This window comes from Achromobacter sp. KK8 (genome assembly GCF_054188005.1).
The window spans coordinates 989341-1014894 of record NZ_CM135178.1; the positions used below are offsets into that span (position 1 = coordinate 989341).

Annotated in this window: 21 protein-coding genes; 9 read left to right on the forward strand and 12 right to left on the reverse strand. The window is 69.0% G+C overall.

Annotation, left to right across the window (positions count from 1 at the left end):
* Nucleotides 1–52 precede the first annotated feature (52 nt).
* The 3 genes from ACVN9Z_RS04540 to ACVN9Z_RS04550 form a co-directional block, all read right to left on the reverse strand.
* Nucleotides 53–1510, reverse strand: a complete 1458-nt coding sequence (locus ACVN9Z_RS04540) for a DUF1254 domain-containing protein (RefSeq protein WP_458213170.1) — start codon at nucleotides 1508–1510, stop codon at nucleotides 53–55.
* 187 nt (nucleotides 1511–1697) lie between these two features.
* On the reverse strand, nucleotides 1698–2246 hold the full coding sequence (locus ACVN9Z_RS04545; RefSeq protein WP_006385685.1) for an ureidoglycolate lyase: 549 nt from the start codon (nucleotides 2244–2246) through the stop codon (nucleotides 1698–1700).
* Complete coding sequence (locus ACVN9Z_RS04550) at nucleotides 2243–2482, reverse strand: Arm DNA-binding domain-containing protein (protein WP_006385684.1); 240 nt, start codon at nucleotides 2480–2482, stop codon at nucleotides 2243–2245. Before ACVN9Z_RS04550 ends, ACVN9Z_RS04545 begins: the two co-directional genes overlap by 4 nt.
* A 146-nt stretch (nucleotides 2483–2628) precedes the next feature.
* On the opposite strand from ACVN9Z_RS04550, the gene ACVN9Z_RS04555 reads away from it, so the two are divergent.
* Nucleotides 2629–3009, forward strand: coding sequence for a cupin domain-containing protein (locus ACVN9Z_RS04555; RefSeq protein ID WP_006385683.1), 381 nt, complete (start codon nucleotides 2629–2631; stop codon nucleotides 3007–3009).
* Between the two features lie 55 nt (nucleotides 3010–3064).
* Here ACVN9Z_RS04555 and ACVN9Z_RS04560 read toward each other — a convergent pair whose 3' ends face one another.
* Entirely contained in the window at nucleotides 3065–4315 is a 1251-nt protein-coding gene (locus tag ACVN9Z_RS04560) for an MFS transporter (RefSeq protein WP_054448644.1), read from the reverse strand.
* Between the two features lie 84 nt (nucleotides 4316–4399).
* Nucleotides 4400–5821 (reverse strand): sensor histidine kinase, encoded by a 1422-nt coding sequence (locus tag ACVN9Z_RS04565; RefSeq protein WP_458213171.1) that lies wholly within the window; start codon nucleotides 5819–5821, stop codon nucleotides 4400–4402.
* 65 nt (nucleotides 5822–5886) lie between these two features.
* Between ACVN9Z_RS04565 and ACVN9Z_RS04570 the strand changes: the two genes are divergently transcribed.
* The 4 genes from ACVN9Z_RS04570 to ACVN9Z_RS04585 all read left to right on the forward strand — a co-directional run bounded on the left by ACVN9Z_RS04570 (nucleotide 5887) and on the right by ACVN9Z_RS04585 (nucleotide 13556).
* Nucleotides 5887–6525, forward strand: a complete 639-nt coding sequence (locus ACVN9Z_RS04570; RefSeq protein ID WP_054482512.1) for a response regulator — start codon at nucleotides 5887–5889, stop codon at nucleotides 6523–6525.
* A 275-nt stretch (nucleotides 6526–6800) separates the two neighbouring features.
* On the forward strand, nucleotides 6801–7379 hold the full coding sequence (locus tag ACVN9Z_RS04575; protein WP_020926149.1) for an RNA polymerase sigma factor: 579 nt from the start codon (nucleotides 6801–6803) through the stop codon (nucleotides 7377–7379).
* A gap of 202 nt (nucleotides 7380–7581) precedes the next feature.
* Nucleotides 7582–10683, forward strand: coding sequence for a WG repeat-containing protein (locus tag ACVN9Z_RS04580; RefSeq protein WP_458213172.1), 3102 nt, complete (start codon nucleotides 7582–7584; stop codon nucleotides 10681–10683).
* Nucleotides 10680–13556 (forward strand): WG repeat-containing protein, encoded by a 2877-nt coding sequence (locus tag ACVN9Z_RS04585; protein ID WP_458213173.1) that lies wholly within the window; start codon nucleotides 10680–10682, stop codon nucleotides 13554–13556. Before ACVN9Z_RS04580 ends, ACVN9Z_RS04585 begins: the two co-directional genes overlap by 4 nt.
* A gap of 44 nt (nucleotides 13557–13600) precedes the next feature.
* Here ACVN9Z_RS04585 and ACVN9Z_RS04590 read toward each other — a convergent pair whose 3' ends face one another.
* Nucleotides 13601–14461, reverse strand: coding sequence for an isocitrate lyase/PEP mutase family protein (locus ACVN9Z_RS04590; RefSeq protein WP_020926146.1), 861 nt, complete (start codon nucleotides 14459–14461; stop codon nucleotides 13601–13603).
* Nucleotides 14462–14565: 104 nt separating this feature from the next.
* Between ACVN9Z_RS04590 and ACVN9Z_RS04595 the strand changes: the two genes are divergently transcribed.
* Entirely contained in the window at nucleotides 14566–15444 is an 879-nt protein-coding gene (locus tag ACVN9Z_RS04595) for a LysR family transcriptional regulator (protein ID WP_035199499.1), read from the forward strand.
* A gap of 84 nt (nucleotides 15445–15528) precedes the next feature.
* On the opposite strand, the gene ACVN9Z_RS04600 is transcribed toward ACVN9Z_RS04595, so the two are convergent.
* From ACVN9Z_RS04600 to ACVN9Z_RS04615, 4 genes are all read right to left on the reverse strand, one after another.
* Nucleotides 15529–16344 carry a siderophore-interacting protein gene (locus ACVN9Z_RS04600; RefSeq protein ID WP_024070543.1) on the reverse strand — a complete coding sequence of 272 codons (816 nt, stop codon included), beginning with the start codon at nucleotides 16342–16344 and terminating at the stop codon, nucleotides 15529–15531.
* Nucleotides 16345–16369: 25 nt separating this feature from the next.
* A complete protein-coding gene (locus ACVN9Z_RS04605) occupies nucleotides 16370–17230 on the reverse strand; it encodes a PadR family transcriptional regulator (RefSeq protein WP_047991987.1) in 861 nt (286 codons plus the stop codon).
* An 84-nt stretch (nucleotides 17231–17314) separates the two neighbouring features.
* The gene (locus tag ACVN9Z_RS04610; RefSeq protein WP_173000039.1) at nucleotides 17315–18232 is read right to left on the reverse strand and encodes a DMT family transporter; all 918 of its coding nucleotides are present in this window, start codon (nucleotides 18230–18232) and stop codon (nucleotides 17315–17317) included.
* Between the two features lie 79 nt (nucleotides 18233–18311).
* On the reverse strand, nucleotides 18312–19250 hold the full coding sequence (locus ACVN9Z_RS04615; RefSeq protein WP_458213174.1) for a helix-turn-helix transcriptional regulator: 939 nt from the start codon (nucleotides 19248–19250) through the stop codon (nucleotides 18312–18314).
* 94 nt (nucleotides 19251–19344) lie between these two features.
* Here ACVN9Z_RS04615 and ACVN9Z_RS04620 point away from each other — a divergent pair, with 94 nt between their 5' ends.
* Nucleotides 19345–20790 (forward strand): MFS transporter, encoded by a 1446-nt coding sequence (locus ACVN9Z_RS04620; RefSeq protein WP_458213175.1) that lies wholly within the window; start codon nucleotides 19345–19347, stop codon nucleotides 20788–20790.
* A 1-nt stretch (nucleotide 20791) separates the two neighbouring features.
* Here the strand turns inward: ACVN9Z_RS04620 and proC are convergent, their stop codons facing one another.
* Nucleotides 20792–21601, reverse strand: a complete 810-nt coding sequence (proC, locus tag ACVN9Z_RS04625; RefSeq protein ID WP_458213176.1) for a pyrroline-5-carboxylate reductase — start codon at nucleotides 21599–21601, stop codon at nucleotides 20792–20794.
* A gap of 14 nt (nucleotides 21602–21615) precedes the next feature.
* Entirely contained in the window at nucleotides 21616–22764 is a 1149-nt protein-coding gene (locus tag ACVN9Z_RS04630) for an alpha-hydroxy acid oxidase (RefSeq protein WP_024070549.1), read from the reverse strand.
* Between the two features lie 220 nt (nucleotides 22765–22984).
* Here ACVN9Z_RS04630 and ACVN9Z_RS04635 point away from each other — a divergent pair, with 220 nt between their 5' ends.
* Nucleotides 22985–24412, forward strand: a complete 1428-nt coding sequence (locus ACVN9Z_RS04635; RefSeq protein ID WP_049054099.1) for an FAD-binding oxidoreductase — start codon at nucleotides 22985–22987, stop codon at nucleotides 24410–24412.
* 39 nt (nucleotides 24413–24451) lie between these two features.
* Nucleotides 24452–25534, forward strand: coding sequence for an ABC transporter substrate-binding protein (locus ACVN9Z_RS04640; protein ID WP_458213177.1), 1083 nt, complete (start codon nucleotides 24452–24454; stop codon nucleotides 25532–25534).
* Nucleotides 25535–25554: the final 20 nt, after the last annotated feature.

The following is a 25554-nucleotide window of genomic DNA, read 5'->3' on the forward strand; positions in this document are numbered from 1 at the left end:
CCGCACGTGCGGGCCGCGAGCCGCGCAGCGGCGCGTCGGCGCGCCCTGTGCCCTATGAACCGGCGCGCTGCACCTGCGGCGTTTGCCAGCTGCCGTCCAGCAACCCCGGCTTGGGCCAGTAGTAGCGCAAGACCAGCATGAAGGGGCCGGCCGGCGCCGGCAACCAGTTGGCCTGGCCGCCCTTGGCCGGTGCCTGATGCTGGATGCGCAGCGTCAGTCCGCCATCGCGATCGCGCTTGAGCGCGGGCAGCATCGCCGAATCGATCACGTAGCGCTGGATGGGGTTGGCCACGACCGATTGCCCCGGCAGCCGGTAAAGCGTGACCGACCAGAAGGCGTTGACCGGCGGCAGGGCGCGCGGCGCGAACCGCAGCGTGTAGGCCTGGGCGCCATCCAGCGGCAGGCCGGCCATGTCGGTGGCCAGCACCGTCGACAGCGATTCTTCGCGGCTGTCGGTGCCCAGGCCGACCTGGGCGCCGGTGGCGCGCGCCAGGTAGTCATTGCGCAATGTCCGGCGATCGCCGAACAAGGTATCGGTCCTGCCAGCCAGCGCCACGCGATGTTTGTCGATGTCGTTCTGGCCGTCATGCATGCCTTCCTGCATGACCTGCCGCAGGCGCGGCGGCATGGCGTCGGTCACCGCTTGCGCGTCCGGGCGGATGCGCAGGCTGTCCAGGCGCTTGCGCAAGGTCTTTTCGCTGTGCGCCACCGGCGCGAATTGCAGCAGGAAGCCCAGCTGGTTGTAGAACTCGAGCGAACTGCGCATCTGCGTGGGCGGCTCGGGCTTGATCCACTGCACCGCCGCGGGCGCCGGTGGCGCGGCCTTCTTCAGGTACGCGGACAGCGGCTGGATCCGGTAGCCGGCCTGGATGCGCTTGACGTTGGCGATGTCCGACTGCGCGAATCGCTGGGTCCGGCCGCTGACGCTGACCAGGTCGGTCTCGGCCCGGATCACCTGGGTGAATCCCTTCGGCGGGGCGCCCTTCCAGCGCGGGCCGGCCACCAGGAACCGACCGCCGCCGTTGCCAGTGGCACGACTGCCGATGTAGGCAAAGTTGTAGCCATACAGGTCCGTCAGCTGCAACGCGAAATAGCGCCTGGACTCCATCGGCGGCACGCTGATGACGACCGGTTCGGCCCGCAGGTCGAGCACGGCCGAGGACGCGGGCGCATCGACATTGGGCGCGGCGGTCGCGTTGTCGTCGGGCGTGACGGCCGGCGCGGCGTGGCTGAAGGTATTGAACGGGCCTTTGTATTGCGCGCCGCCCTGGTCGATGTTGGTGGAATAGATGGCCTGGTAGCGGGCCACCATGGGGTAGCCGTACAGGTAGGCTTCCTTGGCGATGCGACGCGCTTCGGGCGCCGACACGCCATCGATGCCGACGAATTGCGATCCCGTGGCCGCATCCGGCGAGGTGAAGCTGCAGCCGCTCACGCTGGCGGCCAGCGCCAATGCGGCAAGGCCACGGACATAAGGGGAAGATCCGGCGCCGACGGGGCGTATGCGCATTCCATGCTCCAACAGGGGGAGGCGTTGGCAACGCCCGAATGGCGGCAGCGTCGCGGACAGGACAAACAGGCGCTGAAATTCTGGCACATTTCGCAACCGTAGTGAAACCGCGGGACGATGACAGCGTCGCCCCCAGGGCCGCGCCACGGTCCGGCCCGCCTTGGCGAGCGGGCGCACCGAGCGGAAGTCAGTCCTGTGAATGCGGGACGTCCAGCCGGCAAGCGGGGATCGCCGCGATCGCGCTTTCACTGGCGGCGGCGTCGGTCGTCAGGTGCTGGATCAGGTCCAGCGTGGTCGAGCGGCGGGTCAGCATCAGGCAGGTGACCTGCGCGTCCGTCACGCGCGTGGCATGCCAACAGCCGGGCCGCATGCAGACGCCCTGCCCCGGCTCCACGCGAAACGCCGCCAGCGTGGCCAGGTCCGGCGTGCCGTCGGCCGCGCTGCGCGCCACCACCTGGATGATGGCGCCGGTCAGGGGCACGATGGCCTGCTGCGTCAGCAGGTGTTTTTCGAGGCTGGCCACGTCGGCCGAAGCGCTGCGGTAGTTCACCCACAACACTTGCGCATCGCCACCAGCGCCCGTGTTGAACACATGTTCCTGCCAGAAGTCGGTGGCGTCGTTGCTGAACAGCGGCACGCCGTTGCCCAGGGGCATGGGCTTGCCCAGCATCCAGCCGTAGGCGCTGAAGGCATCGGCGGTCAGATCGTGCACGGGCACTGCTGCGGCGCGGGTCATGTCGGGTCCTTGCTGGAGCGGGAGGAAGCGGCGCGTCGAGGGAATTCTGCGTCGTAGTCGAAGTCGCCGCGCGCGATGGCGGCGAGGATGGCGTTGCGCCGCTCGGCGGCGCGCTTGAGGTTGGCGGCGGTGGGCTTGACGCGGATGCGTTCCACGCAGTGCCGGCCCTGGTAGAAGAAGCCGATCTCGATGGACGATTCGGATGCCGGCCGTACGCCGTCAAAGCCTGTGCTCATGCCGACATTGCGCCGGATGCGACCCGACGCCCCCTGGGAAAGTCCCGGATTATCGCAGCTTTTTTCGCCCCCGGACGCCGCGCGCCACCGACACGGCCGCAACGCTGTTATAACGCGCGTATCGCCCCACCCACTGGAGACGCTCCATGCCGACCGACCTGTCTTCGCATTACGTTTTCCTGGATGCCGCCGGCAACGCCGCCACGGTGGCCGGCGGCGACGCGTTCTGGTCGCTGCCTCGCGACGAACTGCAACGCTATGGGGATGGCTGGCTGGTGTCGGAATACGCCTGCGCCGCGGACTGGTCGCAATGGGAAATGCATCCCCAGGCCGACGAGATCGTGCGCCTGATGTCCGGCAGCGCCGAACTGCAGCTGGAGTGGCCGACCGGCATCCAGGCGGTTCACCTGCGGGCGGGCGACGCCTACGTGATACCCAAGGGCGCCTGGCACACGCTCAAGGTGACGGAGTCCTGTCGCATACTGCACATCACCATGGGCGCGGGCACGCAGCATCGGCCGTTGTAGCCATGCCCGCCCTTTGCGGGATCGCGCCGGGCGCCGGCTCGCATCGCGCCCTGGCTCAGCCGGCCGCCACGGCGGCCCCGACGCGCGGCAACTGGCGATCATCGATGGGCCAATGCAGCGCCGCCGACAGGACGCCCAGCGCCATCGCCCCTACCCAGATCAGGTCATAGGAATGGGTGGCCTCATACACCAGCCCGCCCAGCCAGACGCCGAGAAACGACCCCACCTGGTGGCCGAAGAAGACGAAGCCGAACAGCGTCGTGATGTAGCGCACGCCGAAGACCTGCGCGATCAGGCCGTTGGTGAGCGGCACGGTGCCCAGCCAGACGAAGCCCATGACAGCCGCGAACACGTAGACCGAGCCAGCCGACAACGGCAACAGGAAGAACAGCGCCATGGCGGCGGTGCGCAGCAGATAGATGCCCGCCAGCAGGTATTTGCGGCGGTGATGCGCGCCCAGGATGCCGCAGACGTAGGTGCCGGCGACATTGGCGAGCGCGATGATGGCCAGCGCGGCGACGGCGTCCGCCGCCCGCATGCCTTTGTCCATCAGGTACGCCGGCAGGTGCGTGCCGATGAACGCCAGCTGGAAGCCACAGGCCAGGAAGCCCAGGTTCAGCAGCCAGAAGCCCGGTTGGGCAAACGCCTGCCGGATCGCGGCGCCCAGCGGCTGCTCATCCGGCGCCGTGCCGCCGCCCGGGGCCTGGCGCGCCGTTTCCTTCAGCGGCCATGCCAGCGGCACGACCACGGCCAGCACCACCGCGAAGATCAGCAGCGCATCGACCCACCCGCGGCTGCCGATCAACCACTGCGCCGCGGGCACCATGGTGAACTGCCCCAGTCCGCCGACCGCGCCCGCCACGCCCAGCGCCCAGCCGCGGCGCTCGGGCGGCACCAGGCGGCTGAGGGCGCCGTAGATCACCGCGAATGCCGTGCCCGACAAAGCGATGCCGATACAGACGCCGGCGCTCAGCATGAAGGCGGTGACCGTGCCGGCATGCGCCATCCCGGCAAGCCCCAGGGCATAGCATGCGAGTCCTCCCAGGATCACCTTGGCCGAGCCATGGCGGTCGGCGATCATGCCGGTGAACGGCTGCACCACGCCCCACGTCAGGTTCTGCACCGCCATGGCCATGGCGAAGGTCTCGCGCGACCAGCCTCGCTCCATGGTGACCGGCAGCAGGAACAGGCCCTGCACGTGCCGCACGCCCAGCGCCAGCCCCATGACGACGCCGCCGGCCAATACCATCAGCCACAGATTGCGCGACGCGCGGGAACGATCGGACGGCGAAACGGCGACGGACATGGCGAACCCCTGGCGTGAAGGCGGATCCCGCGCGGGCGGGCGGTTGACGCTATTACAGGGGCGGCGCGGCCGCCGATCAACTGATTAATTTTCGCCGGCTGCATGCGCCGGGGGAATGCCAGCCGGCAGCCACAGCGAGAAGACCGACCCCTTGCCGGGCGTCGACCGCAGCGTGATTTCGCCATGCAGCAGGCCTGCCAGGCGGCGCACGATGGCCAGCCCCAGTCCCAGGCCCTGCCCGGCAGGCGGCGAGGCTGGCGCGCCGGCGCCGCGGGTGAACTCGGTGAAAACGGCTTCCTGCAACTCGGGGGCGATCCCCACGCCGGTGTCCCAGACCTGGATCAGTACGCCGCCGCGCCGTCGGCGGGCCGACAGCAGCACGCCCCCCTTGGGCGTGTACGACAGGGCATTGGTGAGCAGGTTGTCGAGGATGCGGCGCAGCAAGGCCGGATCGGTGTCCAGGGCCAGGGAGGTGGGCGCGACCGACAGCCGCAAGCCGCGCGCGCGGGCCAGCGATTCGAAATCCAGGCGGATGTCGTCGAACAGCTGATCGAGATCGACGGCGCGCCCCTCGATCCGCAACAGATGCGCATCCATGCGCGAAACGTCCAGCAATCCATCCAGCAGGCGGTTCAGGCTGTCGAGCACGGTCTGCTGGCGCCGCGCGACGTGCAGCGCGTCCTGCGCCGTGACGTTGCCGCTCTCGGCGCGGCTGGCCAGGATGTCGGTGAACATGCCCAGCGCATGCACCGGCTGGCGCAAGTCGTGACCGGCGGCGGCCAGGAAGCGGGTCTTGGCGCGGTCGGCCGCGGCCACGCGGTCGCGTTCGAGCTCCAGGCTCCGGACCAGCGCCGTGTTTTCGAAGCGCAGCGCCACGGTGGTCTTGAGACTGCGATAGGTGACCGCGCTGAAATACAGGTTCACCAGCAACAGGCAGACGCCGAAGGCGGCATACACCAGGTGCAGGCCATCGGCCGCCGCCACGCAGGCCAGGATGAAGGGCGCCACCATGCCCAATGCCGAGCCGGCGTAGGCGGGCGGATAGGCCGACAAGGACGGCACCGCGCCGCTGCACATGCCGGCCAGCATCACACAGCCGAAGGCCAGCATCATGTCCTGCCCCGACAGCACGGCGACCACCCCCGCCAGGCCCCATAACAGGCCCGACGTCCAGGAAAGCAGGCAGAAACCCCGGATCCATGGCCGCAGCGGACCGGGCCCGCGCCGCAGGAAACGATGGCAGACCAGGACCCGCGCCAGGGTCAGCGCGTACACGACGGCGATCCACGACGCCAGCAGCCAATCCGGGGCGGCGTTGCGCATGACGTAGACGACAGGCAGCGCCACGGCGAAATTGGCGAACAGCACGCCATAAGATTGCTTGTACAGCAGCGTGGCCAGTTCGGTCGCGACGGCATCGGCAACCGGCGCGGGCGAGGGAGGACCCGCGGGAGGCGCGGCGGACCCCGGCGGGCGGGGCGGAGAGAGCGCGGCGGGGGCGGTCATGCGCCTGGATCGGTCCCTATAATGATGCATCATTCTGACACAAGCTGCGGCGCCCCATCCGCCCCATGACCCTGCCCTTCCCGCCTCCCCTGTTACGCGTCCTGCTGGCCGACGACCACGGCATCGTGCGCGAGGGCCTGAAGATGGTGCTGCAACAGGCTCCCGCCATGATCGGCACGATCGACGAGGCGGCCACGGGCGAGCAGGTGCTGGCATTGCTGGCGGCGCATGGCGCCGACGTGCTGGTGCTGGACCTGGGCATGCCAGGGGTGGCCGGTTCCGGCTGGGTGCGCGCGCTGCGTGATCGGCATCCGGCGCTGCACATCATGGTGCTCACCGCCAATACCGACGCGCGCAGCCGCCAGGCGATCCTGGAGGCCGGCGCGGACGCCTACCTGGCCAAGACCGGCAGTTCGCATGAGCTGATGGCCGCGATCCAGCGGCTGCACCAGGATCCCGCGGACCGGCCGGCGCGCGCCCGGCCGAACCACACGCCCGCGCCGGCCGACACCCTGACGCGGCGCGAACAACAGGTGCTGGCGCTGGCGGCGCAAGGCGCCACCGCCGCGCAGATCGGCGCGGCGCTGCACATCAGCCCGCTGACCGCGCGCAAGCATCGCGAAAACCTCATGCGCAAGCTGTCGCTGCACAGCACCGCCGAACTGGTGGCCTACGCGGTCCGCCTGGGCTTGCCCAGCGCCTGACCGGCACGGCGCGCTCGCTCCGCCTGCCCGCCACCTCCACGCCCCTGCCGACGCCGAAAAAATACGGCACGCGCCGTATTTGCTACCGAATCTTCCAAACGTAGACTGGTTTTGCAGCATTTCGCCTTCTCCTTCCGCAAGGGGCCATGGGGGATCGCGGGGGCTGCACAGAACTCCCCGACGCCTCTTCGTGCGCGGGCCGCCCGGGCTCCGCGCGGGATGGGTGCGCGCCCGCGCCAGGCGCCGGCCATGCCGGCGCACCGAGCATCCCGTCCATGAACAGCCGCACCGTCACCATGCACCCTGCTCCCCATTCCGTTCCCGTCGCCCCTGCCTGTGCGGACCCGGTCAGCCAACTGGTGCGGGAGGAATCGGAACGCCTGCGTCGCTTCGTGCAACGCCACGTGGGCAATGGTTCCGATGCCGATGAAATCACGCAGCAGGCCTTCGTGGAAATGTCATCCTGCTACGACCGCTTTCGCGGCGACAGCAAGGCGTCGACCTGGCTGTTCGGCATTGCCCGCAACCTGATCCGCAACCATCTGGCGCGCGCGCCTGATCGGCGCTACGCCTTCGTTGGCGAGGACGAACTGGTCGAGGAACACGATCCGCGGACAGACCCGCAAGCCTGCGTCGAGCTGCGGCAGACCCTCGGCATCCTGGACCGGTCGCTGGCCGCCATGCCGGCAGCCCTGAGCGAGCTGCTGATCATGATCTGCGCCGATGAACTGTCATACGAAGAAGCCGCGGCGCAATTGAATCTGCCGGTCGGCACCGTGCGCAGCCGCCTGTCCCGGGCGCGCGCCCTGCTGCGCTCGCGCATGCGCCAGCAGGGGGCGTGGCTGGACGCGTAAGCAGACACGTAAGCACACACGGACGCCTTGTTAACGGTTCGTGCTTAATAGTTACATTTGCCGGTTTTTTGAGTGCTACTGCTGGTTACAGTGCTGCCTTCGTTCCTCTTCTGGCAGGCATTCCGACCATGCGGCACGTCCGGCTTCGCTTCTTCCGTCCTGTAACGTCCGCGCGCCTTCGCGCACAACACGCGCGCGCATCATGACGCGCGCGTTCGCCCTGCGGCCATTGGCGTTGGCCACGCTGCTGGCCAGCTTCGGCCCCCTGCCCGCCACGGCCGAATCGATCGCGGACTGGCAGCAGGATTGCGTCGGCCGCACGTACGCCATCAACCCCGACGTCAGCTGCAACCGGCCCTATGCCGAAGGGCTGGCCGCGGTGCTGACAGGCAAGGCCAGCGACCAGGCCGGGACTTGGGGCTACATCGACAAGCAAGGCCGCATGGTCATCACGCCGGCGTTCCAGGAAGCCGAGTCGTTCCAGAACGGCCTGGCCGCGGTGCAGCGCGATGGCCTGTGGGGCTATATCGATGCGCGCGGCAACTGGGCCATCAAGCCGCGCTTCACGCGGGCCTCCGGTTTCAACGCCGAAGGCACCGCGCTGGTCGAGGCGGAAGAACGCGACGTGCTGATCAACCGCCAGGGGCAAGTGCTCAAGACTTTCGAACTGGGCACCCGCTCGTGGGGCTTCGAGCCCGGCCAGAAACTCGCGGCGATGGAAATGCCGCAGCCGCCGCAGTTGTTCAACACCGCGACCGGACACGCCCTGACGCTGCCCGCCGACGTGATGACGCTGGCGCGGCCGGAATCGGGCTACCTGCCGGCGCAGCAGCGCAGTCTGCGCTACGGCGGCTGGTGGGGCCTGCTGGATGCCAATGGCCGCTGGGCCATCGCGCCCGATGTGCTGCGCTCGCAACAGGCGCCGCTGCGCGATGGCGACACGCTGGCCGTGTACCGCCGGGACGAGTGGGAATTCGTGCGCCCCGACGGTTCGCCGCTGACCGCCACCCGTTACGAAACCGTGCAGCGGGTCGTGCCAGGTTTGTGGCTGACCAAACCCCGGGGCAAGGCGCCCTTTGCCTTGCTGGACGCCGCCCTGAAGCCGCTCTACACCTTCACGCGCGACTACCTGAGCGTGGAGGAAGCCGATGGCTGGAAAGTGCTCGCCGACATCGACGCGGTGGTGCTGATAAACCCGGCGGGCAAGCACCAGGTGGTCCCGGCGGTTTTTGGCGATGTCAATGTCAACAACGGCCTGGCCTGGCTTCATGGCCAGGCGCCGTTCGATGCATCCGCGCGCGACGCGGCCGGGCCAACGAGCGAGGCCGATGGGGCGACCGAGGCTGATGCCGCAACCCAGGCCGATGCCGCGACCGCGGCCACTGCCGCGGCCGAGGCCGATGCCGCGATCGAAACCGCGGCCGCCGACACGGTGACCGCCCCGGCCAACATCGACGTGGCCCAGGATCCGGCGCAGGTCGAAGCCGACGCGCAGGCGGTAGCCGACGCCGCCGCCGCGGGTGCCGAAGCCGCCGCCGCGGCCGCGGACGCCGCCACCAGCGCGGACGCCGGCGGCAGGGATCCCGAAAGGACGCTGGTGCAGATCTACCGGCCCGACGGCACGCCGCTGCTGGATGCAGACACGGTAAAGCAGCTGCGGCAATACCAGGTCATGCCCTTCACCGCCAAGCCTGTCGGCGGCAGGTCCCGCAACGCGCGGCAGGACGGCGATGGACTGCCGCTGGCCCTGCTGCGCCCGAAGGACTATACGCAGCCGAACGGCATCCTGACGCGTGCCGGCAAGATCGTCACCAATCCGGATTGGGACGACATGAATACCTATGGCGCCGTCGCGCCGCTGGTGGTACAGACCCGCGAACGCCGGTTCGGCACCATCGACGCCGAAGGCAACTGGGTCATGGAACCCCGTTACGCCGGCATTGGCGGCTTCAAGGGCGCCTATGCCTGGGCCCGCACGCCCGACATGACGCGGGGCAACGCGATCCTTATCGATACCCGCGGCACAGTGCAGAAGCTGCCGGCGCAGGTCGCGGCCAACGGCGAGAAGCTCGACGGCGATCTGCTCTACTACTACACGCTGGATGAACGGCGCCAGCGCCGCTGGGGCCTGTGGAACATCCGCGGCGCCAGCGTGGCCGTCAAGCCGTCGCTGGACCGCATCGACGATTTCGAGGACGACTGGGCCAAGGCGCAGGAAAACGATCGCTGGGGCGTCATCGACCGCCAAGGCAAATGGATCGTGCCCGCCACCTATTCCGGCAGCTACGAACTCGAATACCTGGGCAACGGCCACCTGCTGGCGCGCGAACCGAAAAGCGAGGAGGCCTCCGAGTACGGCGACAACTACCGCCTGATCAACCTGCGCACCGGCAAGCGCAGCGTGGTGCTGCACGACAAGCCGCAGGATCTCAAGCAGGGCCGTTACCTGGCGCAAGGCAAGGACGGCGCCACGCTGCTGTTCGACGCGCAGGGCGGCATGACCCGCCTGTTCGAAGGCAAACCCGATCGCCAGGAACAATATGGCGACTGGATCTATGTGCAATACCGCGCCAGCAACGGCGCGATCGATGCGCGCGGCAATCTCAAGGTTTCCGCCGGCACTGGCGAGTTCAACCCGTTCTTCGTCCAACCCGAAGGCCTGGCCCGCGTCTACGACGGCCAGCGCTACCGCGTGATGAACGAGAACGGCAAGGCGCTGCTGGAAAAGCTTGGCGACGGCACGCCGCTGGCGTCGATGAAGCGCGTGGTGTTCCGCGACCGCAAGAACTCGCAAAGCGTCATGACCGATCTGCAGGGCCGCGAGATCACGCGCTTCAAGGGCGAATTCACGATCGAGGAGCGCACCGCCAGCGAAGGCGTGGTGACCTACCGCGGCGACGGCGACCGCTACGGGTTCGTCAACGCCGATGGCAAGCGTATCGTCGGGCCGTACTTCAACCGTCTTGGCCCCCTGCGCGACGGGCTGGCCCTGGCCAGGCGCGACCAGCGCAGCGGCCAGTTGCTGGGCTATATCGATCTGACGGGCCGCTACGTGATCGCGCCTGAATTCGGCTGGGCCGATGACTTCCACGAAGGCCGCGCGCTGGTGCGGCGCGAAGGCCTGCTGGAGTTCATCGACAAACGCGGCGCCACCACGGCGCTGTTCAGCGTCATGTGCGGCGAGGTCATCGTGCTGGATGGGCAGGGCAAGCTGACCTGGCCGCGCGAAAAGCTCACCTGCCCCGACGCCGCCGAAATGGAATACGCGCCCGCCCCCGAATCCGCCAAAGCAGAACAATCATGACCTCACGCGCGTTTCATGCCACCCGCATCGCCTGCGCCGTCGCCGCGCTCGGCGTTTCCCTGTCCGCCCAGGCGCAGTATCGATATGGCCAGGCCAACTGCGTCGACAGCCTGATGGATGCGGCCGCGGTCTACCGCGACCAGGACCAATACGGCCCCACCGGCTGCATCGGCACGCTGTCGGACGATCGCGCCGCCGTGCTGCTGCCATCCGCCCTGGAGCCGATCGACCGGGTCCCCATGGACCAATCTCTGCGCCGGCACGCCTGGGGTTTCGTCGACGGCAACGGCAGGCTGGCCATCAAGCCACAGTTCGAACGCGTGGGCGACTTCCACCACGGCCTGGCGGCGGTGCGCTGGCAAGGCAAGTGGGGGTACGTCGACGCCAAGGGCCGGATGGCGGTGCCGCCGCGCTACGACGCCGCCTTCAGTTTCGTCGAGAATGGGTTGGCGCTGGTGATGCGCGACGGCCAGTACCAACTGATCGATCGCAGCGGCGCGGCGGTCGGCGACGCGATCGATCCCAGCGTCGAAAGCGCGTGGTTGCACGAAGGGTCGCCAGCCAGGCTATCGGTCAGCTACCGCGAAGAATACCGCTCGCCCGATGGCGAACGGCGCTACGCCCGGGACGGCATCCGCATCCTGTCCCACTATGGCAAGGATCTGTTCATCGCGATCGACAACCACGGGATGTATGGCCTGCTCGACGCCAACTGGAACTGGCGCGTGGCGCCGAGTTTCAGCGACATCTCGCAACGCAAGGGCGACGCCGTGGCGCTGGCTATCGGCGAGGAGGAAGTCGTGCTGATCGACGCCGGCGGCGGACTGATCGGCGAAGGCCGGGGCTATCAACGCATGACGCGCGTGGGCAACGCCTTCTGGAGCGCGCAGCTGCCGCGCAAGGGTTACGCCTTGCTGGACGCCTCGGGCAAGACACTGACGACGCTGACCCCGGAGGAAGCGCAAGCGTCGACGCTCCATGACGATACGCTGCTCTATCTGTCAGGCGAGACGCTCAAGGCGTTCGTTCCCGGCCGTGCCGAGCCGGTAACGCTGGGCGCCGGCCTCCAGCCCGTGCAGGAGGAAGGCGGCTACCTGCTGTTGCACGATGCGGCCGGCCAGGTCGCCGGCTTGCTGACGCCCAAGGGCGTCTGGCTGCAGGGCGACAGCGCGCCGCCCTGGCTGGCGAAAGCCAGCCGGCTGACGCTGCGCCAGGGCAAGCTGTGGCTGTCGGACAAGGACGGCCAACTGCTCAACGCACTCGATGCCGACGGCCGCACGGTGCTGCGGCCCGAAGCGCTGCAAGCGGCGCAAGGCTCGCAATTGCAGGACATGCCGCTGGATGTGCCGGGCGGACCGCTCGGCCTGCTGGGCCAGGGCTATTGCCACTGCAACGACGGCGGCGCGGGCCTGCTGCTGGCCGATGGCAGCGTCGCCACCGACCAGGCCTGGAACGAGGTCGTGTCGCTCGATGGCGAACGCGATGGCTACGCCGCCGACGACGACAACGCCGAAAAGCTCGGCGCCGACCAATTGCGTTTCGCCGCGCACACCAACGAGGGCGTGCTGTTGCTCGATGGCAGCGGCAAACCGATGGACTTGCCCATGCAGCAATACATCGGCGCCTTCCGACAGGGCTATGCGCTGGTCTACGCCAAGGGGGTGACGCAGCTGATCGACCGCGCCGGCAAACGCTACGTGTTGCCGGATTATTTCGAGGCCGAAGTGGTCGCGCCCGGCCTGGTGCGCTACTTGAAGACCGCCGCCGAAGGCGATCCCTGGGGCCTGTACGATTTCCACGCCGGCAAGGAGGTGTCGGCCCCGGTGTTCCAGTTCATCGGCGGCTTCCGCGACGGCCAGGCGGCCGCCTCGCTCGGCCCCGGCAAGGTGGGCGTGATCGACCTCCAGGGCAAATGGGTCGTGCCGCCGCGCCACCACGACGTCAAGCGCGTCAGCGACAAACTGTGGCTGGTGCAGCAGCCCGGCCCGCAGGAGAACGAGTATCGTCGCCCCACCTCGCTGGTCAATCGCGACGGGCGCGCCCTGACGCCCTTCGAGCCGGGATTGGAGGCCTCGCGCGAAGCCAACGGCACGTTCCTGGCCTATAACGACAAGCAGCGCTGGGTGATCTCGCCCGACGCCTCCGATGCGCTCGATCTGCAGGACGCCAGCTACACCGCGATGGGCGACTGGCTCGCGGTCCGCCGCGCCGACCGCCACGGCTACGTGGACGGCCAGGGCCGCTGGCAGTTCGCGCCCGGCCCGGTGGCCGGCACGGCGTTCCAGGGCGCGCCGGCGCGGGCTCTGCTCAGCGGCGACGATGGCGCGCGCCTGATCGACACGCAAGGCAAGACCGTCGCCAGCCTGCCGGCCGGTGAGTGGTACTGGCCCGCCGGCGCGGACTGGCTGGTGCGGCGCCACGAACGACAGGGCATGCCGGCCACCTCCTATGTCGACACGGCCGGCAAGGTCCGCCTGACACTGGCCGGCAACGCCACGGCATTCTCGGAAGGCCAGGCGGTGGTCGCGCAGCCCAATGGCGGCATGCGCGCGGTCGACGAGAAGGGCGTGGCGAACGGGCCGGCATTCGACTACCTGGGCGCCCGGCACGACGGCCTTTCGATCGCGCTGGTCGGCGATCAATATGGCTATGCGGACGGACAGGGCCGCATGGCGATCGCGCCGGCCTACCTGTGGGCTTCCGACTACACGAACCAGCGCGCCGTGGTGTCGACCCGGGAGCAGTCGATGATCCTGGACGCAAGCGGCGCCGTGCGGGCCCGTGTCGGCATGGAATGCGGCGTGCGCACGCTCTACGGCAGCTACGGCCAGCGGCTGTGGCCGTTGTCGCTGCCGAAGGGCTGCCGTCGGTGAGGAAATGCGCGTGAGCGCGGCGCGGGCGCCGCGCGCACGCCCCGCTATTGCGTGTCGAGGGCCAGGTAGCGGCGCGTCTGCACGATTTCCTCGCGCTCCTTGAAACTGGTCAACCGATCGGCCAGCGCGCTGCTGTCGCCGCTTGCGCGGATCGCCGCCAGGGTGGCCTGCATGGCGTGGATCGCCGCGCGCTGCAGGTCCGACGGGATGATGGCCAGGCGATATCCCATCGCCGCCAGGTCGGGCAGCGGCACCAGGGGCGTCTTGCCGCCATAGAACATGTTGATCAGCTTCAGGCCCGGCAGCCGGTCCGCGATGGCGCGGATCTGCTCCAGCGTTTCCGGCGCCTCGACGAACACCATGTCGGCGCCCGCCTTCACATAGCGTTCGGCGCGCGCGATGGCGGCATCGAAGCCTTCCACCGCGATGGCGTCGGTGCGGGCGATCACCAGCGTGTCGGCATCCGCCAGCGTCTGGCGCGCGATGTGCACCTTGCGGCACATTTCCTCTGCGTCCACCAGGCTCTTGTCATCCAGGTGGCCGCAACGCTTGGGAAACGACTGGTCCTCGATATGGAAGGCGGCGACGCCGGCGCGCTCCATGACGCGCACGGTGCGCTCGACGTTGGCCGACCCGCCGAAGCCGGTGTCGGCGTCGGCCACCACCGGCAGGCCGCTGGCGTCGACGATTTTCTCGACCCGGTCCATGACCTCGGTGAAACTCAGCAGCCCGATGTCGGGAAAGCCGGCCGCGCGGGCGATGGCGCCGCCGCTGGCGTACACCGCATTGAAGCCGGCGGCCGCCACCAGGCGGGCCGACATGCCGTCGTAGGCGCCAGGCGCCACCACGATGTCCTGGGCGAGATGCTGGCGCAAACGCGCGCCGGGAGTAAGGGTCGTAGCCATGGGCATTCCTTGAAAACGGGATATCGATGCCCGCATCATCGTCCCGCGGAACTAGAATGTCCAATATATGGAAAATCTATAATTAGTACTTTTTGGATACCGATATGGAACTGCGCCACCTGCGCTATTTCGTCGCCACGGCCGAGGCCCAGCACTTCACCCGCGCGGCCGAGCAGCTTGGCATGGCGCAGCCGCCGCTGTCGCAGCAGATCCGGCAACTGGAAGAGGAAGTCGGCACGCCGTTGTTCGACCGGCGCGGGCGCGGCGTCAGCCTGAACGACGCCGGCCGCGCCTTCCTGGCGTGCGCGCAGGACATCCTGCAACGCGCGCACGACGCGGTGCAGACAGCGCAGCGCGCCGCGCGCGGCGAAGTCGGCGAGCTGTCGCTGGGGTTCACCGAATCGGCCTCGTTCCATCCGGTCGTGACCGAATTGATCCGCCTGTACCGGCAGCAATATCCCGACGTGGAAATGACCTTGTCGCAGGACGACAGCGAAACGCTGGTGGCGCGGCTGCGCGACGGCTTGATCGACGCGGCGTTCGTGCGGCCGCCATTCGCGATGGATGGCGGGTTGCGCTTCACGCAACTGACGGAGGAAGCGTTGATGGTGGCGCTGCCGCTGGGCCACGCGCTGGCGCGGCGCAAGCGCCTGGCGCCGGCCGACCTGGCGCAGGAACGCTTCATCCAGTATTCGCGCAAGTCCGGCTATGGCCTGAGCGCCGACATCATGGCGGCGTGCCGCCGCCACGGGGTGAACCCGCTGCCGGGCCAACGCGCGCCGCAACTGTCATCGGCGGTGAACCTGGTGGCGGCAGGCATGGGGGTGGCGGTCGTGCCGGCCTCGCTGCGCCACCTGCGGCCGGACGGGGTGGTCTATCGCCCCTTCGCGCTGGACTGGCCGCGCGCGGTGCTGGGGCTGGTGGTGCGCGACGACGCGCCCGGCGGGCGCGTGGCCAATCTGCTGGCGTTGGCGCGGGCATAGCCGCGCCGGCCCGATGCCGCGCAACAGCGGGACATGATGCGCGATACCGTAGCGCCCGGGCACGGCGGCCTGGACGCGGCGGCCTCAGTCTTCGTGCGACTCGTGCACCGCGATGGCGCCGCGCTTCCAGTAGCTGGCGGCGCGGATGCGGCTCTTGTCGACGCCGTGCTGCGCCACCATGATCTCGCGCACCGCCTTGGCCACGGCCGACTCCGCCGCGATCCAGGTGTAGCCCTCGCCGGGCGGCAACGCCAACTCGCGCGCGGCCTCCAGCAACAACGTGCTGTAGCCGGCCGCGGTGCCGTCGCGATGCAGCCAGCGCACCGAAGCGCGGGCCTGGGTCGGCAAGGGGATCTCGTTGGCGGCGCCCGGCACTTCGATCAGCACCAGCGCCTGCGCCGTGGCGGGCAGCTCCTCCAGGCGGCGGGCGATGGCCGGCAGCGCGGTTTCGTCGCCGATCAGCACGTGCCAGTCAAAGCCCTTGGGCACCACGAACGAACCGCGCGGGCCGCCGATACCCAGGCGCTGGCCGACTTGCGCCTGTTCGGCCCAGCTCGAGGCCGGGCCGTCGCCGTGCAGCACGAAATCGATGTCCAGTTCCTCGCGCTCGGCGTCGAAACGGCGCGGGGTGTAGTCGCGCGCGGCCGGGCGCGGCGCGCCTTCGGGGAACTTGATGCCATCGGGCCCGACCTCGGGCAACGCCAGCGGTTGCGAGGGGTCGGCGGGAAAGAACAGTTTCACGTGGTCGTCGAAGGAGGCGGACACAAAGTCGCGCAGGTCTTCGCCGCGGAACGTGACGCGGGCCAGCAGGCCGGCGATGCGTTCCACGCGGGCCACGGTCAGCACGCGCATCTTGAGCGGATGGCGCACGCGTTCGACGGTCAGGTCGGTCTGGGTCATGGAATCTCCAATGGGGCGGGCGGGATCAGGCAGGGTCCTTGCCCGTGATTTCCTCGGTGGCGCGCCGCAGGATGGCGGCGATGCGGCGCTGCTCGGCCGGCGACGCGTCGGTGCGTTGCAGCAGCGCATGGCGGATCGCCTGGCGCGCATGCACGAATTCGTCGATCCAGCCGGCGGCGTCCTCGTCGCTGGCGGCCGCGCGCGGTTCGCCGCTCCAGGCCTGGCGCATCCAGTCCATCTTGCGGGCGACGTGCTTGAGCTTGTTGAACATCACCGACAGGCGTTCGCGATTGGCTTGCAGGTGCGCGCGGCCGGCATCGGCCAGGTGATAGCGCTTCTTGCTGCCTTCCTGCTCGACGGTGGCGTAGCCCAGCTCTTCGAGGTAGGTCAGCGCGGGGTAGACCATGCCGGGACTGGGCGTGTAGAAGCCGTTGGACATGGCGCCCAGCGCCTTGATCAGCTCGTAGCCATGGCTGGGGTTCTGCTCCAGCAGGCCGAGCAGCATCAACTGCAGGTCGTCAGCGGTGACCTTGCGGCCGCGCGCGAAGTGGCGGCCATCGCCGCCGAAGCTGTCGTCGGCGTCACCGCCCCGGCCGCCCCATGGGCCGCCGAACCAGCCGCCGCCCCCGCCGCCGGCATGGCGTCCGTGGCGGCCGCGGCCGCCCTCGTGCCAGTCGCCGGTGGCGTAGCGGGCGCCACGACCGTGACCGTGTTCGCGTTCGCCCGGGTGGCCGTGGCGTTCATGATGATCGTAGCGCTCGGCGCGCTCGTGGAATTCTTGGTGGCCGTGGTGGTAGCCGTGATGGCCACGGCGTCCGGAATGGGCGTCGCGCAACTCGTGGCGCGCGCCGCGGGCAAAGGCGGTCAGGAAATGGAAATGGCGCATGGGAGGCCTCGCTGGTGTCTGACGTGTTACTTACGATGTATCTTACGATATAGATCGTACGATACACAGACACGATTCAGGCCGTCAAGCGTCTTTTGATCCGACGGCTCCGCGCGCCTCGCCCAGCACCCCGGCGGCGATGCCGCCCACGATCAATGCCATCCCCAGCAGCAGCGACAGGCCCAGCGCCTCGCGCAACAGCGCCGCCGAGCACAGCAGGCCCACCACCGGCACGCCCAGCAGGCCGAGCGCGGTCAGGCCCGCGGGCAATGACCGGTTCACGTTCACGGCCGCCCAATACGCCACGGCAATGCCGAACACGCCGCCATAGCCCAGCAGCCAGGCCAGCCCCGGACTCCAGATCACGCGCGGCGCGCCCTCGGTCGCCCAGGCCAGGGCGGTCAGCACCACCGATGCCAGCAACGCCTGCCAGAAGGCCAGCTCGAACGGCGGCGTGACCCAGCGATGCGCGCGCACGTAGACGATGTTGGCGGCCCAGCACAGCGCCGCCAGCAGCACCAGGCCATTGCCGAACACGGCATCGTGATCGCGCCAGTCGAACGCCAGCGGGTTGAAGATGACGACCAGCCCCAGCAGGCCGAGCGCCAGCCCCAGCTGCCGTCCGCGGCCGATCGGTTCGCCCAGGAACAGTCGCGCCGCCGGGATGACCCATAGCGGCGTGGTGTAGGCCAGCACCACCGAGCGGCCGGCCGGCACGTATTGCAGGCCCAGGCTGACCAGCGCGGCGAAGGCGCCCATGTGCAGCAGGCCCACGCTCAGGATCACGGGGATGTCGGCCCTGACCGGCCAGGCAACGCGCCGCAGCGCCAGGCCCAGCGCCAGCAGCGCGGCAGTGCCGACAACGCTGCGTGCCGCCACCGCCCAGACCGGCGTCATGTATTGCAGCAGCAGCTTGCTGACGACCCAGGTGAAGCCCCAGGCCAGCACCACCACCACGAGCAGAGACAGGGCGTTGCGGCGGGACAGGATTTCAGCGGGCATGGCGGACGGTGGCGAATGGAAAGCGGATCGCCCCGACTATAGAAGTGCGCCTCGCCCCCGCCCTAGAGCCACGCCACGTCTATTGCCTGGAGCCACGCGCAGCCGCGCGCGGCTTGCGGGCCAGCCAGCGCGCAAAGGCCGCGGCCTGCGGTTCATCCGGCGCGGGCGCGTAGACCACCAGGCGCAGATGGCGGCTTTCATCGACCGACAGGGTGGAATGCTCGAATGCCACTTCGCCCAACGCCGGCAGGCGCAGGCTGCGCACGCCCATGCAGGCGCCATGCACGTCGTGCTCGCGCCACCAGGCCTTGAAATCGGGCGCCACGCGTTCGAGTTCATCGACCAACTCGGTGATGTCCGGCGCGCCCGAGGCCGAGGCGAAATCGCGGCGGAAGGTGGACAGCATCGCCGGCGCCTGCGCCACCCAATCGACGAACAGTTCGCGCATCGCCGGATCCACGAACAGCATCCACAACAGATTGCGCCGTCCCGCCGGCTGCGCGCCGAAACCGAACACGCGTTCGGCGGCGGCGTTCCACACCACCACGTCCCAACGCAGGTTGAGGATATAGGCGGGACGGGTGGACAGGTCGTCCATCAGGCGGCGCACCTGGGGCGGCACGGTGCACCAGGTGCGTCCCGGCTCCGCCGGCGGGCGCTGGTGCGCCAGCAGGTACAGGTGGCGCCGTTCGGCCGCGTCCAGTTTCAGCACCCGCGCCAGGTTTTCCAGGAAGGTGGCCGACACGCTGATGTTGCGGCCCTGCTCGAACCAGGTGTACCAGGCCAGGCCGACCCCAGCCAGCGCCGCCACTTCCTCGCGCCGCAGGCCGGGCGTGCGGCGGCGGCCGCCAGCAGGCAGCCCCACGGCGGCGGGACTCAGTCGTTCGCGGCGCAGCCGCAGGAATTCGGCCAGGTCGGCGCGGGTGCGGTCCAGCCGCTGCGCGCCCGGCCCGGGGGCGTCGGCCCGCGCTGCCGGCGCGGTGGCCGGAGCGCTGTCATGCAAGGCGGAACGGGGCATAGGCTATTGCCTTCAGTAATAGCATAAACAGCTAAATTGTATGAGGCTCGAACAGGCCACAGAATAGCGCCGATCCCACTCTCGCGGCCTGCTCATGTCTTGCGTCACCCTCCCCTCGCCCTGCCCCGGCACGCCCGCCCGGCCCGCCTCGCCCGGCCCCCTTGGCCTGGCGGTGCTGCTGTCCGGCGGCTTCATCACGATCTTCGACCTGTTCGTGGTCAACGTCGCGATACCCAGCATGCAGACCATGCTGTCGGCCAGCTTCGCGCAGATCAATTTCATCATCGTCGCGTACGAGCTGGCCTACGGCGTGCTGTTGATCGCCGGCAGCCGGCTGGGCGACCGCCATGGGCGCCGCCGCCTGTTCATGCTGGGCATGGCCGGCTTCGCGCTGGCCTCGGCGCTGTGCGGACTGGCGCCCGACGCCAATACGCTGATCGGCGCGCGCGTGCTGCAGGGCGTGGCCGCGGCCATGCTGTTCCCGCAGGTCTACGCGCTGATCCGCGTCAGCTACGACGGCCACGCGCGACGCCGCGCCTTCGGCCTGCTCGGCATGACATTGGGGTTGGCGGCCATCGCCGGCCAGGTGCTGGGCGGCTGGATCGTGCATGCCGACCTGTTCGGCCTGGCATGGCGCACGATCTTCCTGGTGAACGTGCCGCTTGGCGTACTGGCCTGGCGGCTGGCGCGCCACATCCCCGAATCGCGCGACACCGCCGGCGCGCCGATGGACTGGGGCGGCTCGGCGCTGGTCGGGGCGGGACTGGGCCTGTTGCTGCTGGCGCTGGTCGAAGGCCCGGCGCGTCATTGGCCCGCGTGGACGCTGACCTGCGGCGCGGCGGCGGTCGCGTTGCTGGCGCTGTTCGTGTGGACGCAGCGCAGCGCCGGCGCCGGCGGGCGCGTGCCGCTGGTCGATATGGCGCTGCTGACGCAGCCCCGATTCGCGGCAGGCTGCCTGCTGGTGACGCTGGTGTTCTCCACCGCCAGCGCGATGTTCCTGTGCTACGCGCTGCTGTTGCAGACCGGGCTGGGCGTGGACGCGCTGACAGCGGGCGCGGTGTTCGCGCCCGCCAGCGTCGGCTTCGTGGCGGGCTCGATGGCCGCGCCGCGACTCGTGGCGCGCTTCGGCACGCGCGCCATCATGGTGGCCGCGATGCTGTACGGCGGCGCCACGGCCGCGTTGATGTGGCAGGTGGACGCGGCCGGCGCCCTGCTTGCGCCCTGGTCGCTGGTGCCGGCGCTGATCTGGCTGGGCGCCGCGCAGGGCGCGGTCAATACACCGCTGGTCAACCTCGCGCTGGGGTTGGTGCAGGACCATCACGCCGGCATGGCCGCCGGCGTGGTCTCGACGCTGCAACAGGTCGGCGCGGCGCTGGGCGTGTCCGCCGCCGGCATGCTGTTCAGCGGCGCGCTGGACGCGCACGCCGACGCGGCGCTCGGCGATCGCTACGCGCGCGCGTTCGCCAGCGCCATGCAGTTCAACGTGGCGGCGATCGCCACGTCGGTATTGCTGCTGTGGTGGTTGGGGCGGCGGCGCTGACCTAGCCCGCCGACAATTCGCGCGCGCGTTGCTCGGCCTTGAGCGCCGCCTCGGTAATGGCGGGCGCCACGCCTGCCTCGCGCAGATGCGCCAGCGCGGCGTAGGTGGTGCCACCCTTTGAGGTCACCCGTTCCTGCAGTTCGACCAGGGGCGCTTCGTCGCGCGCGGCCAGCTCGGCCGCGCCGCGAAACGCCGCCACCGAGAGGCGACGCGCATCGACCGAGCCAAAGCCCAGCGCCAGCGCCGCCTTTTCCAGCGCCGCCATGAAATGGAACACATAGCCCGGGCCGCTGCCGGTCACGGCGGTGACCGCGTCGATGAGGGTTTCGCGATCGACCCAGATGCGCTCGCCCACGGCGGCGAACAACGCGTCCACCTGCTCGCGCTGCGCCGCGCCGCAAGCCTGGCTGGCGTACAGGCCCGTCATGCCCAGCCCGAACTTGGCCGGCGTGTTGGGCATGGCGCGCACGATACGGGCATGGCCGTCCAGCCATTGCGACAAGGCCGTGAGATTGACCCCCGCCGCGATGCTGACCACCGTCGTCTGCGCGCGTAGATGCGCCTGGACTTGCCCGCACGCCTCGCGCAACACCTGCGGTTTGGTCGCCAGCACGCACAGCGCCGCGTCGGCGATCTCGGCGCCGACGCTCTCGCGGCACGTCACGCCGCGCGCGAGCAGGCCGGCGCGGGTGGGCTCGAAGGGTTCGATCACCAGGAAATCCGCCAGCTGGCGGCCCTGTCCGAGCAATCCCTCGATGATGGCGCTGGCCATGTTGCCGCCGCCGATGAAGACGATTTTTTCTTGCATCATCCTGATTCCTTTCCTCAATCGAAAATGGCCCGGCGCCTGCGCACCGCCGCGGCGTCGAGCGCGCCGATGCGATTACGCCCGAGCAGCCGCAATGTGTTCTCCAGTTCGGTCCGCAGGATCGCCAGCACCTCGCCCGCGCCGCGCGGCCCCCGTCCCGCCAGCCCGTACAGCGGCGCGCGGCCCAGCAGCACCCCACGCGCGCCCAGCGCCACCGCCTTGGCGATATCGCTGCCGCGCCGCACCCCGCCATCCACCAGCACCTCGAGCGACTGCCCCAGTTCGGCCGCGACAGCCGGCAGGACTTCCAGCGGGCAGGGTGCGCATTCCAGCTGCCTGCCGCCATGGTTGGACAGCACGATGCCATCCACGCCGCTGGCCTGCGCCCTGCGCGCATCGGCCAGCGTCTGGATGCCCTTGATGACAAGGCGGCCGGGCCACTGGCGGCGCAGCCAATCGATGTCGTCCCAGGTCAGGGCCATATCCATCTGCCGGCTCAGGGCGGACGCCTGCTCGGTGATGTCCTCGCGCGCGTTGGAACTGACAGCCAGGTTCTTCAGCTGCGGACCGCCGCCGCGCAACATGCGCCAGCACCAGCCCGGATGGGCCGCGAGGTCGAGCAGCAGGCGGCCGGAAGGGCGCAGCGGCAGCTGGAAGCCGTTGCGCTTGTCGTGGTCGCGGTTGCCATGCACCGGCACGTCGACCGTCAGGAACAACACCGTGTAGCCGCTGTGCCATGCGCGGTCCATCAGGTGTTCGGCGATGCGGCGGTCGCGTTGCACGTATAGCTGCAACCACAACTCGCCGGCGCTGGCCGCGCGCACGTCTTCCAGCAGCGAGGTCGATGCGGTGGACAGCACGAACGGCAGGCCGGCTCGATGCGCGGCGCGCGCCAGGTGCACGTCCGCATCGGGCCAGAACAGCCCGTTCAGGCCCGTCGGCCCGACAATGGCGGGCATGGCCGCGGCCGCGCCCAGCACGGTGGTTTCCAGGTGGCAGTCGGTGACGTCCGCCAGCACTTGCGGCACGAATTCCAGCTCGCCAAAGGCGGCCACGTTATGGCGCAGCGAGATCCCGTCCTCGGCCCCTCCTTCCAGATAATCGAAGGCCAACCGGGGCAGCCGCCTGCGCGCCTGCGCCCGGTAATCCATCACGCTGGGCAGCATGTCTCTTCCTTGTTGGCTGGATTTCAATTAAATTACATAACAAACACATCAATTGTATTTCGATTGTTTTAGCGTGAGCCATTCCGGCCTTCCCGCTTAGGACATACCCTAAATTCAATTGATATACGATTATTTAAATCGAAAAGCAATTTAAGTAATCGTATGCTGTGTCTCAACGTGATCGGTTCTCGACCTTTCCGATCCCTACGGGACGACAGACATGACCATAGGTACCCCCCTGCTCGATGCGCTTATCCAGGCGCTGGGCGATAGCGCAGTCCTGCGCTCCGACGCCGACATGGCCGGCTACACCGAAGACTGGCGCGGCCGCTACAAAGGCGCGGCGCTGTGCGTGGCCCTGCCGGGGTCGACCCGGCAAGTCGCCGACATCGTGCGCCTGTGCAACGACTACGCCACCCCCGTATTGCCGCAAGGCGGCAACACCAGCCTGTGCGGCGGCGCGGTGCCGGACGAGGCCGGCCCGCCGCCCGTTATCGTCAACCTGTCGCGCCTGCGCCAGATCCGCCGCGTGGACCCGGCCAACAATTCGATGGAAGTCGAAGCCGGCTGCGTGCTGGCCACGGTGCAGCAGGCCGCGGCGGAACAAGGCCGCCTGTACCCCATCAGCCTGGGCGCGGAAGGTTCGTGCCAGATCGGCGGCACCATCGCCACCAACGCGGGCGGCACCGGCGTGCTGCGCTACGGCAATACGCGCGACAACATCCTGGGCCTGGAGGTCGTGCTGCCCGACGGATCGATCTGGAACGGCCTGACCGCCTTGCGCAAGAACAATACGGGTTTCGACCTGAAGCACTTGTTCATCGGCGCCGAAGGCACCTTGGGCATCGTGACCGCGGCCGTGCTGAAGCTGCACCCCCTGCCCAACCGCCACGCCATCGCCTGGCTGGCGCCCACCGATCCGCAGGCTGCGCTCGACATCCTGGGCCTGTTCCAGCAGCAATGCGGCTCGCGCCTGTCAGCCTTCGAAATGATCGACAGCAATCAGCTGGACATCGTCATGACCCATGTGCCCGGCCGCAAGAATCCACTGCCCGGCGCGCACCCCTGGCATGTGCTGGTGGAGTTGTCGGACACCGGCAGCGGCGCGGAGCTGCAGGAGGTCCTGCAACAGATCCTGGAACAAGCCTTCGAACTGGGATTGCTGCGAGATGCCGTGGTGGCCAGCAACGACAGCCAGCGCGCCGCGCTCTGGGAAGTGCGCCATAGCGTCTCGGAAGGCAACAAGAAGGCCGGCGTGGGCCTGACCACCGACAGCGCCGTGCCGGTCTCGAGCGTGCCGCGCTTCATCGCCGCCGCCACCGAGGCCGTGCGCCGCCTGGTGCCGGACCTGCCCATCCTGATCGTGGCCCACCTGGGCGACGGCAACGTGCACTTCATTCCCTTCTTCACGTTCGACGCCTGGAACGCGCTGCCCGAGCGCGACGCCATGGCGGCCGCCATTCGCCGCGCCGTCAACGACGTGGCCGATGCGCTGGGGGGCACCTTCAGCGCCGAGCATGGCGTGGGCCGCACGTCGCTGGCCGAAATGGCGCACTACAAGTCACCGGTCGAACTGGCCATGATGCGCACGCTGAAAGCCAGCTTCGACCCCGCCGCTCTCTTCAATCCCGGTCGCTTGCTGCCCTGAAGCCGCCCTTCCCGTCCGCCGTCCCGCTGGAGCCCTTCCATGAAATCCACCTCCCACAACGCCTCGCGCCGCAGCGCGCTCAAGACCGCCGCCGCTGGCGTCGCCGCCCTGGCCATGCCGATGATCTGGACGCCGTCGCGCGCGGCTTCCAAGCGCATCGTCGTGCGCGACGACGGCGGCATCTACAGTAAGGCCTATGGCGCGGTGTTCTACAAGCCGTTCACGGACGCCACCGGCATCCAGGTGGTGGGCGTGCAGGCCAACGCCGAGCCCACCGCGCAGATCCGCAGCATGGTGGACACCGGCAACTACACCTGGGACATGGCCAAGATCAGCCAGCCCGCCATCCTGATGCTCACCGAAGGCGGCAAGGTCTACCTGGAAAAGCACGGCCTGGAATCCGACCCGGTCGTGGCCACCATTCCCAAGCAATACATGTCGCCCTATGGCGTGGGCAACAACGTCTACACCACCGTGCTGGCCTACCGCACCGACGCCTTCAAGGGCCGCCGCGCCCCGGCGTCGTGGGCGGACTTCTGGGACGTCAAGAACATCCCCGGCCGGCGCGGCCTGCGCAAGCACCCGTTCGACACCATCGAGGAAGCGCTGATGGCCGACGGCGTGCCGACCGACAAGGTCTATCCCTGCGACATCGACCGCGCCCTGGCCAGCCTGGACAAGATCAAGCCGTCCGTCGACGTGTGGTGGAACACCGGCGCGCAGGTCGAGCAGATGCTGGGCTCCGGCGAAGTCGACATGATCGCCACCTGGGTCTCGCGCGCGCAATCGGCCATCGCCAACGGCGCGCCCGTGCAGATCGTGTGGGACCAGAACATCTGGGGTTGCGACAACTGGTCGATCCTGAAGGGCACGCCCAACGCCGACGCCTGCCGCGAATTCATCAAGTTCGCCTCGGACCCCAAGCGCCAGGCCGCGCTGGTCGAGTTCTTCGCCGCCGGCGTGACCCAACCCGCCGCGTTCGACCACATCAAGGCCGACGTGGCGCGCAATTGCCCCACCCACCCCGACAACATCAAGACCGGCCTGCACATCAACGCCGCCTACTGGCTGGACAAGCAGCGCGACGTGCTCGAGCGCTTCAACGGTTGGGTCTTGAAGTAATTCTCTGCATACGCCGAACG

What these genes read in the sequence shown, in the direction of transcription:
- ACVN9Z_RS04575 (WP_020926149.1), top strand. Translation starts at nt 6,801, where the DNA reads ATGAACAGCCGCACCGTCACCATGCACCCTGCTCCCCATTCCGTTCCC.
- ACVN9Z_RS04560 (WP_054448644.1), bottom strand. Translation starts at nt 4,315, where the DNA reads ATGTCCGTCGCCGTTTCGCCGTCCGATCGTTCCCGCGCGTCGCGCAAT.
- ACVN9Z_RS04540 (WP_458213170.1), bottom strand. Translation starts at nt 1,510, where the DNA reads ATGCGCATACGCCCCGTCGGCGCCGGATCTTCCCCTTATGTCCGTGGC.
- ACVN9Z_RS04605 (WP_047991987.1), bottom strand. Translation starts at nt 17,230, where the DNA reads ATGCGCCATTTCCATTTCCTGACCGCCTTTGCCCGCGGCGCGCGCCAC.
- ACVN9Z_RS04595 (WP_035199499.1), top strand. Translation starts at nt 14,566, where the DNA reads ATGGAACTGCGCCACCTGCGCTATTTCGTCGCCACGGCCGAGGCCCAG.
- ACVN9Z_RS04620 (WP_458213175.1), top strand. Translation starts at nt 19,345, where the DNA reads ATGTCTTGCGTCACCCTCCCCTCGCCCTGCCCCGGCACGCCCGCCCGG.
- ACVN9Z_RS04635 (WP_049054099.1), top strand. Translation starts at nt 22,985, where the DNA reads ATGACCATAGGTACCCCCCTGCTCGATGCGCTTATCCAGGCGCTGGGC.
- ACVN9Z_RS04630 (WP_024070549.1), bottom strand. Translation starts at nt 22,764, where the DNA reads ATGCTGCCCAGCGTGATGGATTACCGGGCGCAGGCGCGCAGGCGGCTG.
- ACVN9Z_RS04550 (WP_006385684.1), bottom strand. Translation starts at nt 2,482, where the DNA reads ATGAGCACAGGCTTTGACGGCGTACGGCCGGCATCCGAATCGTCCATC.
- ACVN9Z_RS04585 (WP_458213173.1), top strand. Translation starts at nt 10,680, where the DNA reads ATGACCTCACGCGCGTTTCATGCCACCCGCATCGCCTGCGCCGTCGCC.
- ACVN9Z_RS04590 (WP_020926146.1), bottom strand. Translation starts at nt 14,461, where the DNA reads ATGGCTACGACCCTTACTCCCGGCGCGCGTTTGCGCCAGCATCTCGCC.
- ACVN9Z_RS04570 (WP_054482512.1), top strand. Translation starts at nt 5,887, where the DNA reads ATGACCCTGCCCTTCCCGCCTCCCCTGTTACGCGTCCTGCTGGCCGAC.
- ACVN9Z_RS04600 (WP_024070543.1), bottom strand. Translation starts at nt 16,344, where the DNA reads ATGACCCAGACCGACCTGACCGTCGAACGCGTGCGCCATCCGCTCAAG.
- ACVN9Z_RS04565 (WP_458213171.1), bottom strand. Translation starts at nt 5,821, where the DNA reads ATGACCGCCCCCGCCGCGCTCTCTCCGCCCCGCCCGCCGGGGTCCGCC.
- ACVN9Z_RS04555 (WP_006385683.1), top strand. Translation starts at nt 2,629, where the DNA reads ATGCCGACCGACCTGTCTTCGCATTACGTTTTCCTGGATGCCGCCGGC.
- ACVN9Z_RS04580 (WP_458213172.1), top strand. Translation starts at nt 7,582, where the DNA reads ATGACGCGCGCGTTCGCCCTGCGGCCATTGGCGTTGGCCACGCTGCTG.
- proC (WP_458213176.1), bottom strand. Translation starts at nt 21,601, where the DNA reads ATGATGCAAGAAAAAATCGTCTTCATCGGCGGCGGCAACATGGCCAGC.
- ACVN9Z_RS04640 (WP_458213177.1), top strand. Translation starts at nt 24,452, where the DNA reads ATGAAATCCACCTCCCACAACGCCTCGCGCCGCAGCGCGCTCAAGACC.
- ACVN9Z_RS04615 (WP_458213174.1), bottom strand. Translation starts at nt 19,250, where the DNA reads ATGCCCCGTTCCGCCTTGCATGACAGCGCTCCGGCCACCGCGCCGGCA.
- ACVN9Z_RS04610 (WP_173000039.1), bottom strand. Translation starts at nt 18,232, where the DNA reads ATGCCCGCTGAAATCCTGTCCCGCCGCAACGCCCTGTCTCTGCTCGTG.
- ACVN9Z_RS04545 (WP_006385685.1), bottom strand. Translation starts at nt 2,246, where the DNA reads ATGACCCGCGCCGCAGCAGTGCCCGTGCACGATCTGACCGCCGATGCC.